This is a genomic window from Azospirillum sp. CT11-132, assembly GCF_047302835.1.
GTDB lineage: Bacteria > Pseudomonadota > Alphaproteobacteria > Azospirillales > Azospirillaceae > Azospirillum.
In genome coordinates this window covers 67,469-81,582 of sequence record NZ_JBGLZA010000003.1, presented here as the reverse complement: position 1 = coordinate 81,582, position 14,114 = coordinate 67,469, and the positions used below count along the sequence as shown (strand labels likewise).

Annotated in this window: 13 protein-coding genes; 6 read left to right on the top strand and 7 right to left on the bottom strand. The window is 69.4% G+C overall.

What is annotated here, in order from left to right; all coding sequences use genetic code 11:
- Positions 1–2: 2 nt before the first annotated feature.
- The 3 genes from ACCD06_RS06095 to ACCD06_RS06085 are packed head-to-tail and all read right to left on the bottom strand — an operon-like array spanning position 3 to position 2,867.
- Complete coding sequence (locus ACCD06_RS06095; protein WP_413339511.1) at positions 3–1,151, bottom strand: ABC transporter permease; 1,149 nt, start codon at positions 1,149–1,151, stop codon at positions 3–5.
- The gene (locus ACCD06_RS06090) at positions 1,148–2,011 is read right to left on the bottom strand and encodes an ABC transporter permease (protein ID WP_413339509.1); all 864 of its coding nucleotides are present in this window, start codon (positions 2,009–2,011) and stop codon (positions 1,148–1,150) included. The genes ACCD06_RS06095 and ACCD06_RS06090 overlap by 4 nt, the downstream gene beginning before the upstream one ends.
- Positions 2,004–2,867 carry an ABC transporter ATP-binding protein gene (locus ACCD06_RS06085; RefSeq protein WP_413339507.1) on the bottom strand — a complete coding sequence of 288 codons (864 nt, stop codon included), beginning with the start codon at positions 2,865–2,867 and terminating at the stop codon, positions 2,004–2,006. Before ACCD06_RS06085 ends, ACCD06_RS06090 begins: the two co-directional genes overlap by 8 nt.
- 586 nt (positions 2,868–3,453) lie before the next feature.
- Between ACCD06_RS06085 and ACCD06_RS06080 the strand changes: the two genes are divergently transcribed.
- Positions 3,454–4,083 (top strand): hypothetical protein, encoded by a 630-nt coding sequence (locus tag ACCD06_RS06080; protein WP_413339505.1) that lies wholly within the window; start codon positions 3,454–3,456, stop codon positions 4,081–4,083.
- Between the two features lie 24 nt (positions 4,084–4,107).
- Here ACCD06_RS06080 and ACCD06_RS06075 read toward each other — a convergent pair whose 3' ends face one another.
- Positions 4,108–4,371 carry a DUF3126 family protein gene (locus ACCD06_RS06075; protein WP_413339503.1) on the bottom strand — a complete coding sequence of 88 codons (264 nt, stop codon included), beginning with the start codon at positions 4,369–4,371 and terminating at the stop codon, positions 4,108–4,110.
- A gap of 293 nt (positions 4,372–4,664) precedes the next feature.
- Between ACCD06_RS06075 and ACCD06_RS06070 the strand changes: the two genes are divergently transcribed.
- Positions 4,665–6,359, top strand: a complete 1,695-nt coding sequence (locus ACCD06_RS06070) for a caspase family protein (protein ID WP_413339501.1) — start codon at positions 4,665–4,667, stop codon at positions 6,357–6,359.
- A gap of 19 nt (positions 6,360–6,378) precedes the next feature.
- Here ACCD06_RS06070 and ACCD06_RS06065 read toward each other — a convergent pair whose 3' ends face one another.
- Positions 6,379–8,850: an ankyrin repeat domain-containing protein gene (locus ACCD06_RS06065; RefSeq protein WP_413339499.1), complete on the bottom strand. Its 2,472-nt coding sequence runs from the start codon at positions 8,848–8,850 to the stop codon at positions 6,379–6,381.
- A gap of 218 nt (positions 8,851–9,068) precedes the next feature.
- On the opposite strand from ACCD06_RS06065, the gene ACCD06_RS06060 reads away from it, so the two are divergent.
- The 4 genes from ACCD06_RS06060 to ACCD06_RS06045 all read left to right on the top strand — a co-directional run bounded on the left by ACCD06_RS06060 (position 9,069) and on the right by ACCD06_RS06045 (position 12,389).
- Positions 9,069–9,974 (top strand): ROK family protein, encoded by a 906-nt coding sequence (locus tag ACCD06_RS06060; RefSeq protein WP_413339498.1) that lies wholly within the window; start codon positions 9,069–9,071, stop codon positions 9,972–9,974.
- A 187-nt stretch (positions 9,975–10,161) separates the two neighbouring features.
- A complete protein-coding gene (locus ACCD06_RS06055) occupies positions 10,162–10,392 on the top strand; it encodes a hypothetical protein (RefSeq protein ID WP_413339496.1) in 231 nt (76 codons plus the stop codon).
- Between the two features lie 870 nt (positions 10,393–11,262).
- Positions 11,263–12,051, top strand: coding sequence for a trehalose-phosphatase (gene otsB / locus ACCD06_RS06050; RefSeq protein WP_413339494.1), 789 nt, complete (start codon positions 11,263–11,265; stop codon positions 12,049–12,051).
- An 89-nt stretch (positions 12,052–12,140) separates the two neighbouring features.
- On the top strand, positions 12,141–12,389 hold the full coding sequence (locus ACCD06_RS06045; protein ID WP_413339492.1) for a hypothetical protein: 249 nt from the start codon (positions 12,141–12,143) through the stop codon (positions 12,387–12,389).
- 14 nt (positions 12,390–12,403) lie between these two features.
- Here the strand turns inward: ACCD06_RS06045 and ACCD06_RS06040 are convergent, their stop codons facing one another.
- Together ACCD06_RS06040 and prfB are read right to left on the bottom strand one after the other, a co-directional pair.
- Entirely contained in the window at positions 12,404–12,715 is a 312-nt protein-coding gene (locus ACCD06_RS06040; RefSeq protein WP_109150120.1) for a peptidoglycan-binding domain-containing protein, read from the bottom strand.
- 126 nt (positions 12,716–12,841) lie between these two features.
- Positions 12,842–13,973 (bottom strand): peptide chain release factor 2 gene (gene prfB / locus ACCD06_RS06035; protein ID WP_108546617.1). Its coding sequence is split into 2 segments (ribosomal slippage): positions 12,842–13,903 and positions 13,905–13,973, totalling 1,131 coding nucleotides; the frame shifts between segments, so codons are not numbered across the junction.
- Positions 13,974–14,114 lie beyond the last annotated feature (141 nt).

The window sequence follows — 14,114 nt, the reverse complement described above, 5'->3', positions numbered from 1 at the left end:
GTTCAGCGCCGCCGCATCGACGGGTGCCATGCCGTCGTCAGCCGCTCCAGCAATGCCAATGCGCCATAGAGGCCGGAGCCGGTCAGCGCCGCCACCGCGATGGTCGCCCACACGATGTCCAGGTTCATCCGCGCCACCTCGGTGGAGATGCGGAAGCCCATGCCGACCACCGGCGTGCCGAAGAACTCGGCAACGATGGCGCCGATCAACGCCAGGGTGGAGTTGATCTTCAACCCGTTGAACAGGAAGGGCAGCGCATTCGGCAGCCGCAGCTTCGTCAGCGTCCGGCCATAGCCGGCGGCGTAGGACCGCATCAGGTCGAGCTGGATGCGCTCCGAATTGCCGAGACCGGCCAGCGTGTTGATCAGCATCGGGAAGAAGGTCATGACGACGATGACCGCTGCCTTCGACTGCCAGTCGAAGCCGAACCACATCACCATGATCGGCGCGATGCCGACGACGGGAATGGCACTGGCGAGATTGCCGAGCGGCAGTAATCCGCGGGCAAGAAACGGCACCCGGTCGGCAAGGATTGCCACAAGGAAGCCGGCGCCGCAGCCCATCACATAGCCGCGCAGGACGGAGGTCAGCACCGTCTGGCGGAAATCGTCCCACAGCACCGGCGCGTTGGCGGCCAGCGCCGCGGCAATGCGGCTGGGCGGCGGCAGCAGGATCGCCGGCACTTGGAAGCCGCGCACCAGCACCTCCCACCCCACCAGCAGGCCCAGGCCGAACAGGCCGGGCACAATGACGGAGCGGGTCCAGCCCGGCACCCCGGCCAGCACCCCCATCACCCGCCACAGCAGCAAGGTCGCCGCCACCAGGAACAGCCACAGCCCCCAGCCGGCCGACAGGTCCAATCCCTCTTTCAGCAAATGGAACGGCAGGAGCCAGGCCAGCGCCACACCCGCCAGCTCCACCCAGGCACCCCAGACCCGCTTCGGCGCGGACCGGCCGGCAATCACCGCCAGCACCACGCCGATGAGGAACAGCGGCGCCATGGTTCCACCGAGCCAGCCGACGGGCGTATCGTCGAACCTGCCCAGCGGCAGGACCAGCGCCACCAGCGCCGGCAGGACCACGGCGACCAGCCCCCAATCGGCGGCGCTGCGCAGGCTGGTGCGGTAAGGGTTCGTCAAAGCCTCGCTCATCGCGCACCCGCCCGGCCCAGCAGAACCAGTTCCAGCCCGCGCACCACCCCGATCAGCGCCACCGACAGCAGCGAGGCCATGATCAGCGCCGACCAGATCTGCACCGTTTGCCCATAATAGGACCCGGACAGCAGCCGCGCCCCCAGCCCGGCCTGCCCGCCGGTCGGCAGCTCGCCGACGATGGCACCGACCACGCTGATGGCGACCGACACCTTGAGGCTGGCGAACAGGAAGGGCATGGACGCTGGAAGCCGCAACGACCAGAAGGCGCGCATCCCGCCCGCCGAATAGGTCCGCATCAGATCGAGCCACAGCGGATCGGCGGAGCGCAGCCCCTTCACCATGCCCACGGTGATCGGGAAAAAGCACAGATACATGCAGATCACCGCCTTCGGCAGCAGCCCGGTCAGCCCGATGTTGCCGAGAATCACGACGATCATCGGCGCGATGGCCAGGATCGGGATGGTCTGCGACGCGATCACCCAGGGCAGCAGGCTGGCCTCCAGCGTCCGGGTGTAGACGATACCGGCGGCCAGGAGAATGCCCAGAACCAGCCCCATCGCCAGCCCGGTCAGCGCCGCCTCCGTCGTCACCCAGGCGTGGAACAGCAGGTTGCGCGGGCTGGTCGGCGCATAGCCGGTCAGCGACTTCCACAACTCCACCACCACCTGATCGGGGGTGGGCAGGATCGGCCGCTTCATCGCATAGGCCTGGGCCAGCACGTCACCGAAGACCGTGGGCTTGCCGGTGCGGGCCAGCGTCTCCGCCGCCTGCGGCCAGTTCAGCCACGCCGCCCCGACATACCACGCCGCCAGCAGGAGCAGCGTCATCACCGTCACAGGAAGCGCACACTTAGTCATCGTAGCTGTGCCCCTCCTTGAGCCCCTCGCGCACGCGGTGGGCGATGGCGGCGAATTCGGGCGACTCGCGTATGTCCAGCGTGCGCTCGCGCGGCAGCGAATCGCAGTCGATGATGTCGAGGATGCGGCCGGGGCGCGGGCTCATCACCACGATGCGGGTGGAGAGGAAGACCGCCTCGGCAATGGAATGGGTGACGAAGACGCAGGTCTTGCCGGTCGCCCGCCACAGCTGGGTCAGATGCAGGTTCAGATGGTCGCGCGTGATCTCGTCCAGCGCGCCGAACGGCTCGTCCATCAGCAGCAGGTCGGGCTGCAGGGCCAGGGCGCGGGCAATGGAGACGCGCTGCTGCATGCCGCCGGAGAGCTGCCAGGGGAACTTGCGCTCGAAGCCGACCAAGCCGACGCGCTCCAGCTGTTCGCGGGCGCGCTGCTGGCGTTCGGCTTTGGACAGCCCCATGATCTCCAGCGGCAGCATCACGTTGCGCTCCACCGTCCGCCACGGATAGAGCGCCGGCGCCTGGAAGACATAGCCGTAGAGCCGCTTCAGCCGCGCCTGCTCCGGCGTCATGCCTTCGATGGCGACATGGCCGGAGGTCGGGCGTTCCAGATCGGCGATCACCCGCAGCAACGTGGTCTTCCCGCAGCCGCTGGGACCGATCAGAGAGACGAAATCGCCCCGGGCGATGGTCAGGTCGACCTCGCTGAGCGCCGTGACCGGCTTGTCCGCCGTGGGATAGACCAGCGAAAGCTTGCGCGCCTCGACGACCACCGGGGATGGGGCCAGGGACGCGGTACGGTCGTAGTCTTGCCGGGCAGCGGTCGCCTCCCGGACATCGAGCGGATTGGGGAAGGTCACGGGCGGCGGTCCTTCACAGCTCGGATTTGGGGAGCGGACTTGACGGTCCGGTCAGGAATCGTCCGCCCCGCAAACTATCACCCCTCCGATCGAGGCGCCAGAGTTGCAAAAGCCCAGGTCTCTCGCCTGAGGGCATCAGAACGCAACTTTAAGGGAAATTTTCGCCGAAGCGACGTTGGCATGCACATGCGTGCACGGTATTCTCGCGCCGCCGGACGCGCATCGTGCATGAAAGGCAACCGAAAGGAGGTGACGCGAGTGAGAAAATTCCTGAAGTGGCTTGGCCGCTTCTGGTTCAAGCTGAAGTTCGAGTTCCAAGCGGGCTTCAACACGGACCAGGACAGGTAAGCCAAGGATGGCGGGGCCGGGAAACCGGTCTCGTCATTCAGGAAAGCGCCTCGCGTCACCTCCTGCCCCCGAGATTACCACGCCCCCCGCCATTTTCAAGGTGCGGGCGAGGGGCCGCCCCGGCCTGACACGCTCCACGGGTACGGGCGATCGATCGGAGGAGAATGGGCGAAAGAACTGGACGGGCGGCACCCTGCCGGAACAGGATCACGCCCCTTCCCCGCAACGCCCTCAAGACATGCCCACCGCCAAGCCGCCCCCCAGCCTTGAGATCACGCGCGAGGACGGCGCGGCCGGTGCCGTGTTCGTGGCGACCCCGGTGCTGACCCCGGTGATCCGCACACGCTATCTGCTGATCGCGGGGCTTCTGGCCACGGGCTTCATCGCCGGGGCCGGTCTGGCGCCCGAGGAACTGGCCGGCATGCTGCAATGGCTGGCGGTCTTCTGCGCGGTTCCGGTGCTGCTGCTGTGGGTGGTGATGCTGACCGAGACGGTCCAGTGCCGGGCCGTGCGGCTGGGCGTGACGGCACGCGGGCTGACGGTGGACGGTTCACGCATCCATGCGCATGAGACGATCCGCGATCTGGCGCTGTACCCGATGGTGGGCGGCAAGCCGCTGTTCGTCGCCTGGATCGACCCGGCGCATGAATACGGCCACAAGGCGGAGATGAACCTCGTCGCCGGCAACGTCGCGCCCAATGATGCGGTGAAGGCGGAACTGAAGGCGGCGGGCAGCCGCAACGTGCGGCTGGTCATGCACCGGCGCGGCGGGCACAAGGCGATCGTGCTGGTGCGCGGCCTGACCCTGTCGGGCGGGCAAACCCTGCTGGCCGCCCTGGCGGCGGAGCTTCGCGCTCATAGCCGCTAGGGCGTCAGGAAAAGACCAGCGTGATCAGCGGCGCGGAATGGCCGGCGGCTCCGGCAGATCCTCTTCCAGGATGACGACGTTCAGGGCATAGGACACCTCGCCCTCGTCCTCGTCACGGTTCAGCGTGCCGAAGAACTCGCCATCCACCGTCACTTCGGCCGACTGGCCGGCCTTGGCCGGCGGCTCGATCACGATCTTCGGATTGCCCAGCGTCTTGCGCAGGTACATCTGCACGCGGGCGATTTCGGTGTCGGACATCCGGACGACGGACGGCTTGACGGGCGGCATGGCGAACCTCGTTGTCTGCGAAGGAGCGTCATATAGGCGGCTTCGCCGCGAAGGGAAAGCGATACCTCGCCGGATCTCCTCCCTCCCGCAGGAGACGCGGCGCCTGCTCCGGCTCCGCCCATTGTCCACGCGGGGTAACGCCGGCACAGTCCGCCGCCCCGAAAGAGCGGAGTCCCCGACTGGTGGAAAAGGCTATGCTCCCGGCGGCGGTACGCAACCCGGCATCGGGCGGCGCATAGGATCATGCCCGTGCCGGAGGCTGCCGCGCAGACGAAGGATGGAACGCCGTGACGATGACCCCGACTGCAAGCCATGCCACCCGCCGCAAGACAGGAGGATGGAGGCGTCGCCTTGAAGCGACCGTCCTCACGGCGGCGCTGCTGGCCGCCCTGCCCTTCGGCGGCGCGCTGGCGGACACTGGAAAGCGCGTGGCGCTGGTCATCGACAATGGCCGCTACACGGCGCTCGACGGCCGGTCGGATCAGGCCGCCGCCAATGCCTCGGCCATGGCGTCGGCCTTGCGCAACGCCGGTTTCTCGGTGACGCGGGCCGACAATGTCGGGCGGATCGCCATGGAATCGGCGCTGGAGCGCTTCCGCGAGGCGCTGTCCGGTGCCGACCTCGGCTTCGTCTATTACACCGGCCTCGCCGTCGGATTGGGGGAGCGGGAGTTCCTGCTGCCGGCCGACGCCGCGCCTACGGGTGCGGAGGACCTGCCACGCGCCGCCCTGGACCTCGACACCGTGTTGAGCGACCTGCGGGACAGCGGACGCAAGGCGGTGGTGGTGATCGACCCCGGCATCGCCGAGGCGCTGGCCCAGCGGGTCGGCGGCGGCGCGCTGGGCACGCCGATCGAGGCGGACGGCCTGTTCGTCGTCTACGCCCACCGTCCGGGCGTGCCGCCGGTGCCGCCCAAGTCGGGCAAGGGTCCCGATCCCTTCACCGCCGCGCTGGCGCGCGAGATGGTCAAGCCCGGCATCGCCTTCCGCGATTCGCTGGCCGAGGTGGCGCGCGCCGTCGCCGAACGCAGCGACGGCCGGCAACTGCCCTGGCTTCAGGACCGGTTGGGCAGCAATCTGGTGCTGGTGCCGGCCGTGGCATCGGCGCCCGCCAAACCGCCCGCCACACCGCCGGCCGCGTCCACCACATCTCCGGCAAAGGAACCGCCCGCGAAGGAACCGCCCGCGGTGACCACCCCAAGCCTTCCGCCCGGCGAATATGAGATGGCGAAGTCGAGCACCCTGTTCGACCGGCCGGCCGTCGGTGCGCGCGGCGTCGCACAACTGTCGGCCGGCAGCATGGTGACGGTGTTGGAGGCTGTGCCGGAAGGAAGCTGGCTGCGCGTGCGCGATCCGGCCGGCCGGACCGGCTATCTCACCGCCGGCGTGCTGGCCACCCGCTGGGCCGACCCGTCGCCACTCGCCGCCCGCGCCCGTGGTCCGGTGGAGGCCGGCCCCTCCTTCGGCGATCCCGGCATAGAGCAAGGGATGGAGCCGCCGGCCGCCGGCAATTCCGATCCGATCCGGACGGAGCAGCCGCGCAGCTTCCCGACCGCGCCGCCCGGCACCGGCTTCACTGTCCCGGACAGCCCGGCGGTGGAAGCGGAGCAGCAGGCGATGCGCACGCTCGGCGATGCCCGCACCGCCGCGGATCGGGCGCGCAGCCGTCCCGACAGCCGATACTGGAGCTACGGCTTCGCCGGCGGCGACCGTTATGAAGGAACCTGGGCGCAGCCATCCTCCGGTTCGGGGCTGGGCCGGCCGATCCGCCAGGGGGCGGGCGTCTACCACTTCGCCAACGGCCAGACCTATGAAGGGGAATGGTCGGGCGACCTGATGTCAGGCTATGGCGTGATGACCTTCACCGACGGCAGCCGGTTTGCCGGGCGCTTCCGCGACGGTCAACCGGACGGGCCGGGCGTCTTCCACTACGCCAATGGCGGACAGAGCGCCGGCCTGTGGCGCGGCTCCGTCCGCCTGGACCAGTAGGACCACCGCCGAGCGGGGATCAGCGGGGCTTCAGCGCCTCCACCACCTGCACATGGCCCTGCAGCGCGCCCAGAGTCAGGGCGGAGTTGCCGTTGGCGTCCATGCGGTAGGGGTTGGCGCCGCTGTCGAGCAGAAGCTTGGCCACCGCCTCGTGCCCGTTGTTGGCGGCGTACATCAGCGCCGACCAGCCATAGGCGGTGGTGCGGTCGACCATCACCCCATGCTGGATCAGCGTGCGCGCCACGTCCTGATGGCCGCGGGCGGCGGCGGCCATCAGCGCGGTCTTGCCGTCGCTGTTGGTGGTGTCGAGATCGGCGCCGCCGTCGGCCAGCGCGCGGACCACCGCATCATGCCCGCCCCAGGCGGCGTACATCACCGCCGTGGCGCCGTCGGAGGTGCGCAGATCGGATCGGGCATGACGGTCCAGCAACACCCGCACCGCATCGGTCAGCCCCTGTTCGGCGGCGATCATCAGCAGGGTCTTGCCATTCTCCAGCCGCGTATCCGGACTGGCCCCGGCCTGCAGCGTGCGCGACAGCTCCGACGGGTTGCGCAGCAGGGCCAGCACCGATTCGCGGTCGCCCAGACCCGGAGTCGCCTTCACCGGCGCCGCGGAACTTCCGCCGCCGGTGCCGGACGCGGTGCCGGTGGAAGGGCCGTTGGAGGGGCCGGCATAGGCCCGCTGCTCGCCCGCCGCGCGGATTCGTTCGGCCAGATCGGGGCTGGCAGGCGAGATCATCTGCGCCCGCTCGTAGAAGCGCTTCGTCTCCGACCAGTCGCCGTCGCGCTCCGCCATCATCGCCCAGCGGCGATAGGTGTCCTCCATGGTGGTCAGCAGTTCCGCCACCTCGGGCGCCGACGGCGCGATCTGGCGGATGCGCTGCACCGTCTCGAAGGCATTGTCGCCGGGCGGGGTGGTCAGGCGCTTGCCGGCAATCTGGCGGCGGGCCTGATCGACCATGCTGCGCACGCGCTGGGCGGTGTCGGCGTCGGGAACGGCGACCTGCGGCACGGCGGGAACGGCGGGCGTGGCCGATGGGTCCTCCAGCGGCGGCAGCGAGGCCACGCCCGGCGCCGCCTCCGCATTGCCCGGCGAGGCGGAGGGCTTGGCGGCTGACGGCTGCGACTGGGCCGGCGGCAGTGCCGCGGTCTCGACCGGCGCCGCCGCCGGCGGAGTGGCTGTCGAGGCGGGCACCGCCGCCTTCGCCACCGTCTGGGTGCCGCTCGCAGGCGGCTGCGCGCTCTGGGCCGGCGTCTTCTGAGCATCGGCGGTGGCGGCCGGACGCGGGGCGGGTGGCGTAGACGTCGGGGAGGAAGCGGCAGGCGCCACAGGAACGGAGGCTGCCGGAACCGACGTTGCCGGAACCGACGGGCCGGCACCGGGCGCGGCCGTGGCAGTATCGGCGGCAGCCTGCCGGCTGGCGGCCGGAGTCTCGTCACCGGTCAGGCCCAGCACCGTCCGCTCGACCGCATCGCGCGCGCGGACCCACCCCTCCTCCACCATCGCCAGCGCCCGGTCGGGGAAGGCGCCCGGCATCGCGGTGGCGATGGCGGCGCCTGCGGCTCCCAGCAGGACCAGGGTGGTCAGCGCCGCTCCGGCATAGAGCCCGGTCCGGCGCGGCGCCCGCATCGTCTGGCCCTGGCCGAAACCCGGGTACCCCCGGTTACGATAGTCGACGACCGGCCCTTCCGCACCGGCCATCGGTCCGGGATCGCGGTCGCTCCATTCCTGATCGCCCGACCAGCGGTGATCCTGCGGCCGGTCTTCCTGCCGCTCACCCACCGACCAGTCGTTCGCGGGCGGAATCGCCGCCGACTGGGGCGGCGGCGCCAGGATCGGCACCGGACGCGGCGCCGGCGATGCGGCGGCCTCCTGCGACTCGTCGACGAAGCCCCCGCCGGGCGACATCCGGTAGATCACGCCCATGTCGCGCAGCACATCCGTCAGCCCGGCCCGCGCCAAGGTTCCTTCCAACTCGGGAGTGCCGCAGAGCAGCACCTGCATGAAGCGGCCGGACGGCGTTTCCGCCCGCGTCAGATCGACCAGATCGGTCAGCACCGGCGGCGCCAGCACGGCGGCGTTATCCACCGCCAGCAGCCCGGAGCCGGCAAGCTCCAGCCTTTCCTCCAGCGCGGCGATCAGGGCGTCGAAATCGACCTCGCCGCCCTCATCCCCGGCGGCCAGATCGGGCAGCGCGCCGGTGCCGGCCGCGGCGACCAGATCCTCCAGCTCCGCGCCGAGCGACGCCGCGACCGGCAGCGCCATGGCGCCGTCCGCCTCGACGTGCTCGACCAGTTGGCGGAACAGCGCGGGACGGCCCGACCCGGCATCTCCCACCAGCACCAGCAGCCTCTTGCGGGCCAAAAAGGCGAGAACCAGTCCATCACGGATCTCGGCCGCCGTGGCGCCGGCGGATTCGGAAACGGGATCGTGGTAGCCCGGAGCGGCGCGCCGGGCGCGCGAGGAATGTTTCGGGGCAGAACGGTCCATGGACATCTCAAGACGCCGATCAGTGAAGGATGCGCTCATGAGACTCTAGTGATGCCCCCCGCAAGCCCCGACGGGGCAAAGGGCGGTTACCCCCTCTCTTCCGGGGTGGGTGGATTGACCCTTCCGGCACGAAAGCATCCCTGGCCCGCCGATCGGGGGAGCGGTATAGGGTTGCCCCCGAAAATCGGTCATCTTCCACCATCCGGACGGCGGCAGGCATGCGACTCGGAATCGATTTGGGCGGCACCAAGATCGCCGCCGTGGCGCTGGATCGCGACGGGACGGAACTCGCCCGCCACCGCCGCCCGACCCCGCGCGGCTACGACGCCACGCTGGATGCGCTGGCCGAGACGGTGGCCGCCCTCATTCCTGCCGGTATTCCCGCTGGCGACACGCGTGGCGTCGGCATCAGCCTTCCCGGCGTGGTCGATGCCGCCGCCGGACGGGTGCGCGCGGTGAACCTGCCATGGCTGGAGGGCCGTCCCTTCGCCGAGGATGCGGCCCGGCGGATCGGCCGGCCGGTGCGGATCGCCAATGACGCCAACTGCTTCACCCTGTCGGAAGCGACCGACGGCGCAGCGGCCGGTGGCGCCTCGGTGGTGTTCGGCGTCATCCTCGGCACCGGGGTCGGCGGCGGCATCGTCATCGACGGGCGCATCCTGCCCGGCGCCAACGGGCTGGCCGGCGAATGGGGCCATGCGCCGCTTCCCTGGCGCGAGGAGGCCGACGGCCCACCGGTGCCCTGCGGCTGCGGCAAGACGGGGTGCCTGGAGACGGTGCTGTGCGGCGCCGGTCTGACCCGCCTGCATCGCCATCTGACCGGCGAGACGCTGGACCCGCCGGAGATCGCCGCCCGCGCCCTGGCCGGCGATGCCGCCGCGGCCGGAACATTGGCCCGGCATGCCGACGCGCTGGCCCGGGCGCTGGCCCCGGTGCTGAACCTGCTGGACCCGGACATGGTGGTGGTCGGCGGCGGCCTGTCCGCGCTGCCCGGCCTGTGCGAAGCGGTGACGCGGCGCTGGGGCGCCTGGACGCTGGCGGCCGAGCCGCGCACCCGGATGGCCGTTGCCCGCCATGGTGCCGAAAGCGGAATGCGCGGCGCCGCCCGCTTGTGGCCGGACTGAGCGTCACCACCTCTGCGACGGCGACCGCAACCAACGGTCACGGAGTGGCACGGGACTTGCGCATTCTCCGGTCGGACCGAACGGGGGTACGCCCATGATGCGGAAAAAAGTGGGGACGCGGGCTGCGGGCAACAGCGTCCATTTGCATTTTGCAAACCGGAACGCGACGCGGGCCGGAAAACCGGCAGTGCGTTTGCATTCTGCAAATGACCCTGACGCAAGTCAGGGCACCGGACGCCATCTGGAGCATGCCTGCGCCAGCCTGCAAAACGCGGCCGTCGAATTGGAGACGGTGCTGGCGAGACTGCCCGGCGACGAGCAGGCCGATCTGCACGAGGCGATCGGGTCGATCATGGAGACGCTGCAGTTGATCGCATCGACCCATGCCCGGCTGGAGCCGCCGATCGCTGCCGACTGACCCGCCGGTAAGCCGGCTGACGACGAGAAAGACGACATGAAAAAGGGCGGCCACGCGGACCGCCCTTTTCGTTCGTCCGACGGCAGTGGCCTGCTCAGTCGGTGATGGTCTGCCAGAAGAAGAAAGCGACGGCGAGGACCATGATGGCGATGTCCATGGGAACGACTCCTGTGGATGACGGCGGATAGGCGTTTCACGTCGATCTATACGACAGTTCGCCGGCCGGTGGCAGTGCTTCCGTTCCCCTGCGGCGGTTTTTCACCCCCCGGCCCGGTCTGACAGCCGATCCGCACAAAAAATTCCGCTGGACGGACAGCGTCCACGGTCCGGACAACGCCCAAATCCGGAGCGCCTCCACAGCCGCCAAACCCAACGGCCAGCCCCGGATGGCCGCCGCCAATCAGCGCAACTCTTTGCAAGCAAAAGATTTTCTTACTCAGCGGAATCGCCGGCACCGGTGGCCGACCACGCCCAAGCGGCGGCCCGTCCCGCTTAAACTGCGGATTCCAGACGGAAAAACCGCAGCGCTATGACTTTTTTCAGGGGTTGCCTTCCCAGGGGGCTTTCTGGCAAGAAAAAGGCCGCTGAAGTCAGCGGCCTTGAGTTTAGGGAGGAAACGCCCAAGAAGGGCGAAGCAGCAATCGCTTGCTGCACTGCAACAGTATCAGAACCCGGGGGGCCTGCAACCCCCAAAGCCGGCCCCTGCGTGGGGCCGCAGCTTTTGGCGGGATGTGTTGCCGATCGGCCACATCAAGCCCGCTCCTTCATTGGGACACTGGCCGTTTTTCCCTCCCGCCCGTTACTCACCTGCGGCGTGCCGGCTCCGGTCAGCCGCCGCATCCCGACAGGCAGCGGCGCGAGGAGCCAGCATTGACCCTCTTCCCACCATCCGCTTTCACGGAATTCGACGCTTTCACCGCAGCGCTGGGCGGACGCACCCCCGCCCTGTTCCTCGACTATGACGGAACGCTGGCCGCCATCGCGCCGCGCCCCGAATTGGCGGTGATGCCGGACGAGGCGCGCGCGGTGGTGCAGCGGCTGTCGGCCCTCTGCCCGGTCGCCTTCGTCAGCGGGCGCGACCTGGATGACCTGACGGCGATGGTCGCGGTGGAGGGGCTGGTCTATGCCGGCAGCCACGGCTTCGACCTGCGCGGTCCGGACCTGCGCCGGCAGGTGGGGGTGGAGTATGTTCCCGACCTCGACGCGGCCGAACGGCTTCTGCGCGACCGGCTCGGCGGTATCGCCGGCGCTCTGGTGGAGCGCAAGCGCTTCGCCATCGCCATCCACACCCGGCAGGTTGCCCCGCCCGACAAGCCGGAGGTCGGCGAAGCCGTCCGCGCGGTGGCGGAGGCCCAGCCGCGCCTGCGCATGACCGGCGGCAAGGAACTGTTCGAGCTTCGCCCCAACCTGCCCTGGGACAAGGGTCGCGCCGTGGTCACCCTGCTGGAGACGCTGGGGCTGGAGGGAAACGGCACCCTGCCGATCTATCTCGGCGACGACGAGACGGACGAGGACGCCTTCCGCGCGCTGGCCGGCCGCGGAGTCGGCATCCGGGTGATGGAAAGCCCGGCCGAGACCGCGGCGACCTGGAGCCTGCACGATCCGGCGGAGGCCACGGCGTTCCTGGGGCGGCTGGCGGACTGGCTGGCGGAGGGGTAATGGTCGGTGGGGGCTGACTTCGCCCCCATTCACCAACCCTAAACCCTCAGCCCGCTATCCTGACCGCTCAACCAGCCGGACAGCGCGTCATGGACATCGGATCAGCCATCGGATCGGCCAGCACCGCCACGCCCTCCCGGCCGCAGGCCAGCGCGCTCGACGGATTGCAGGACGCGCAGGCACGGACCGAAGCGGCGTCGGAGCAGATCGCGGCGGGCAACCTGGACCCGGCGGTGGTGCTGGACCTGACCTCCGCCCAGGTGGACTTCGCCGCGAACGCCAAGGTGCTGCAGGCGACGCAGGAGAACAGCCGCCGCCTGCTCGACATGCTGGCCTGAAACCTAAACCCGGATCAGCGGGGCTTGTTCGGGCCGTAGATCTTGGGCTGGCTGAAGTTCAGATGGTCGAGCAGCCCCTGGGTGGCGCAGCCGTCGACCGGCAGTTTCGCCGCACGCTGGTAGGAGCGGATCGCGGTGCGGGTGCGCGAGCCCATCTTGCCGTCCACCGTCCCGGCGTTGAAGCCGTGCTCGTTCAGCGCCTCCTGCGCGCCGGAGATGAAGGCCTGTCGCATCTCGTCCGGCAGATTGTCGGTCTCGCAGGCCGCGAAGGCCGGGGTCGCCAGCAGCATGGCGCCGCACAGGGCCGGAAGAAGAAGTCTGTTCATGGATCGGTTGCTCCAGATCGTTGGGGCCGCAGCCTGTTGAAACAGCCGAGCCCAGCCTTGCATTCCAGAATGCTGGGAATCAAAAAGGGCGGCCGCAAGCGACCGCCCTTTTTTCGTTCCGACCCGTCAGCCCCCGGCGGCGTGCGCGTCGTCGCTCTGCCCCTTGATCCGGGAGGCGAGCGCCGCCTCCAGGAAGGGATCGAGCGCACCGTCCAGCACCGCCTGGCTCTGCGAGGTTTCCACCTCCGTCCGCAGATCCTTCACCATCTGGTAGGGGTGCAGGACATAGGAGCGGATCTGGTGGCCCCAGCCGATGTCGGTCTTGGTGGCTTCCAGCGCGGCGGCGGCATCCTCGCGGATCTTCAGCTCGCGTTCGTACAGGCGGGCACGCAGCATGTCCCACGCCTTGGCGCGGTTCTTGTGCTGCGACCGTTCCTGCTGACAGCTCACCACGATGTTCGTCGGGATGTGCGTGATGCGCACCGCCGAGTCGGTCTTGTTGATGTGCTGGCCGCCGGCCCCCGACGCACGGTAGGTGTCGATGCGGCAGTCCTTCTCGTTGATCTCGATGTCGATCTTGTCGTCGATCACCGGGGAAATCGAGACGGCGGCGAAGCTGGTCTGGCGCCGCGCCTGGCTGTCGAACGGGCTGATGCGCACCAGACGGTGCACGCCGGCCTCGGTCTTCAGCCAGCCATAGGCGTTGTGGCCCTTGATCTGCACGGTGGCCGACTTGATGCCGGCCTCTTCACCCGGCGTCTCGTCCAGCCATTCGGTCTTGTAGCCGTGCTGCTCCGCCCAGCGGGTGTACATGCGCATCAGCATCAGCGCCCAGTCCTGGGCCTCCGTGCCGCCGGCGCCGGCATTCACCTCGACGAAGCAGTCGTTGGCATCGGCCTCGCCCGACAGCAGGCTTTCGATCTGCAGCTTGTTGGCGCGGTCGCGCAGGCCGTAGAGCTGGGCCTCGGCATCGGCGACGACGGTGGCGTCCCCTTCCGCCTCGCCCATCTCGATCAGCTCCAGGCTGTCGGACAGATCGCGCTCCAGCGCCCGATACCCGGCGACGGAGGTGTCGAGCTGGGTGCGCTCGCGCATGATGGTCTGGGCCCGCGTCGGGTCGTCCCAAAGCTTGGGATCCTCCGCGAGGTTGTTCAGTTCGTCGAGACGCCGCAGTGCATTGTCCCAGTCAAAGATGCCTCCTCAGCAGCGCCAGCGATTCTCTGATCTCGCCGGCGGCCGCTTCGATCTCGGCCCGCATGGCGGTGCCTCCTCGTCAGCCAGAGTTGAAGGGTTTGTCGGCTGCATATGTAGCCGCTCGTTCCCCGCCTTGCACCCTCTTAATGACCGCGGGCAGGCCAACCGGAAGCCCGCAATGGGAGGGCTTGCCACTTTCGTGTAT

What these genes read in the sequence shown, in the direction of transcription:
- ACCD06_RS06070 (WP_413339501.1), top strand. Translation starts at nt 4,665, where the DNA reads ATGACCCCGACTGCAAGCCATGCCACCCGCCGCAAGACAGGAGGATGG.
- ACCD06_RS06080 (WP_413339505.1), top strand. Translation starts at nt 3,454, where the DNA reads ATGCCCACCGCCAAGCCGCCCCCCAGCCTTGAGATCACGCGCGAGGAC.
- ACCD06_RS06060 (WP_413339498.1), top strand. Translation starts at nt 9,069, where the DNA reads ATGCGACTCGGAATCGATTTGGGCGGCACCAAGATCGCCGCCGTGGCG.
- ACCD06_RS06075 (WP_413339503.1), bottom strand. Translation starts at nt 4,371, where the DNA reads ATGCCGCCCGTCAAGCCGTCCGTCGTCCGGATGTCCGACACCGAAATC.
- ACCD06_RS06040 (WP_109150120.1), bottom strand. Translation starts at nt 12,715, where the DNA reads ATGAACAGACTTCTTCTTCCGGCCCTGTGCGGCGCCATGCTGCTGGCG.
- ACCD06_RS06090 (WP_413339509.1), bottom strand. Translation starts at nt 2,011, where the DNA reads ATGACTAAGTGTGCGCTTCCTGTGACGGTGATGACGCTGCTCCTGCTG.
- ACCD06_RS06095 (WP_413339511.1), bottom strand. Translation starts at nt 1,151, where the DNA reads ATGAGCGAGGCTTTGACGAACCCTTACCGCACCAGCCTGCGCAGCGCC.
- ACCD06_RS06045 (WP_413339492.1), top strand. Translation starts at nt 12,141, where the DNA reads ATGGACATCGGATCAGCCATCGGATCGGCCAGCACCGCCACGCCCTCC.
- ACCD06_RS06065 (WP_413339499.1), bottom strand. Translation starts at nt 8,850, where the DNA reads ATGGACCGTTCTGCCCCGAAACATTCCTCGCGCGCCCGGCGCGCCGCT.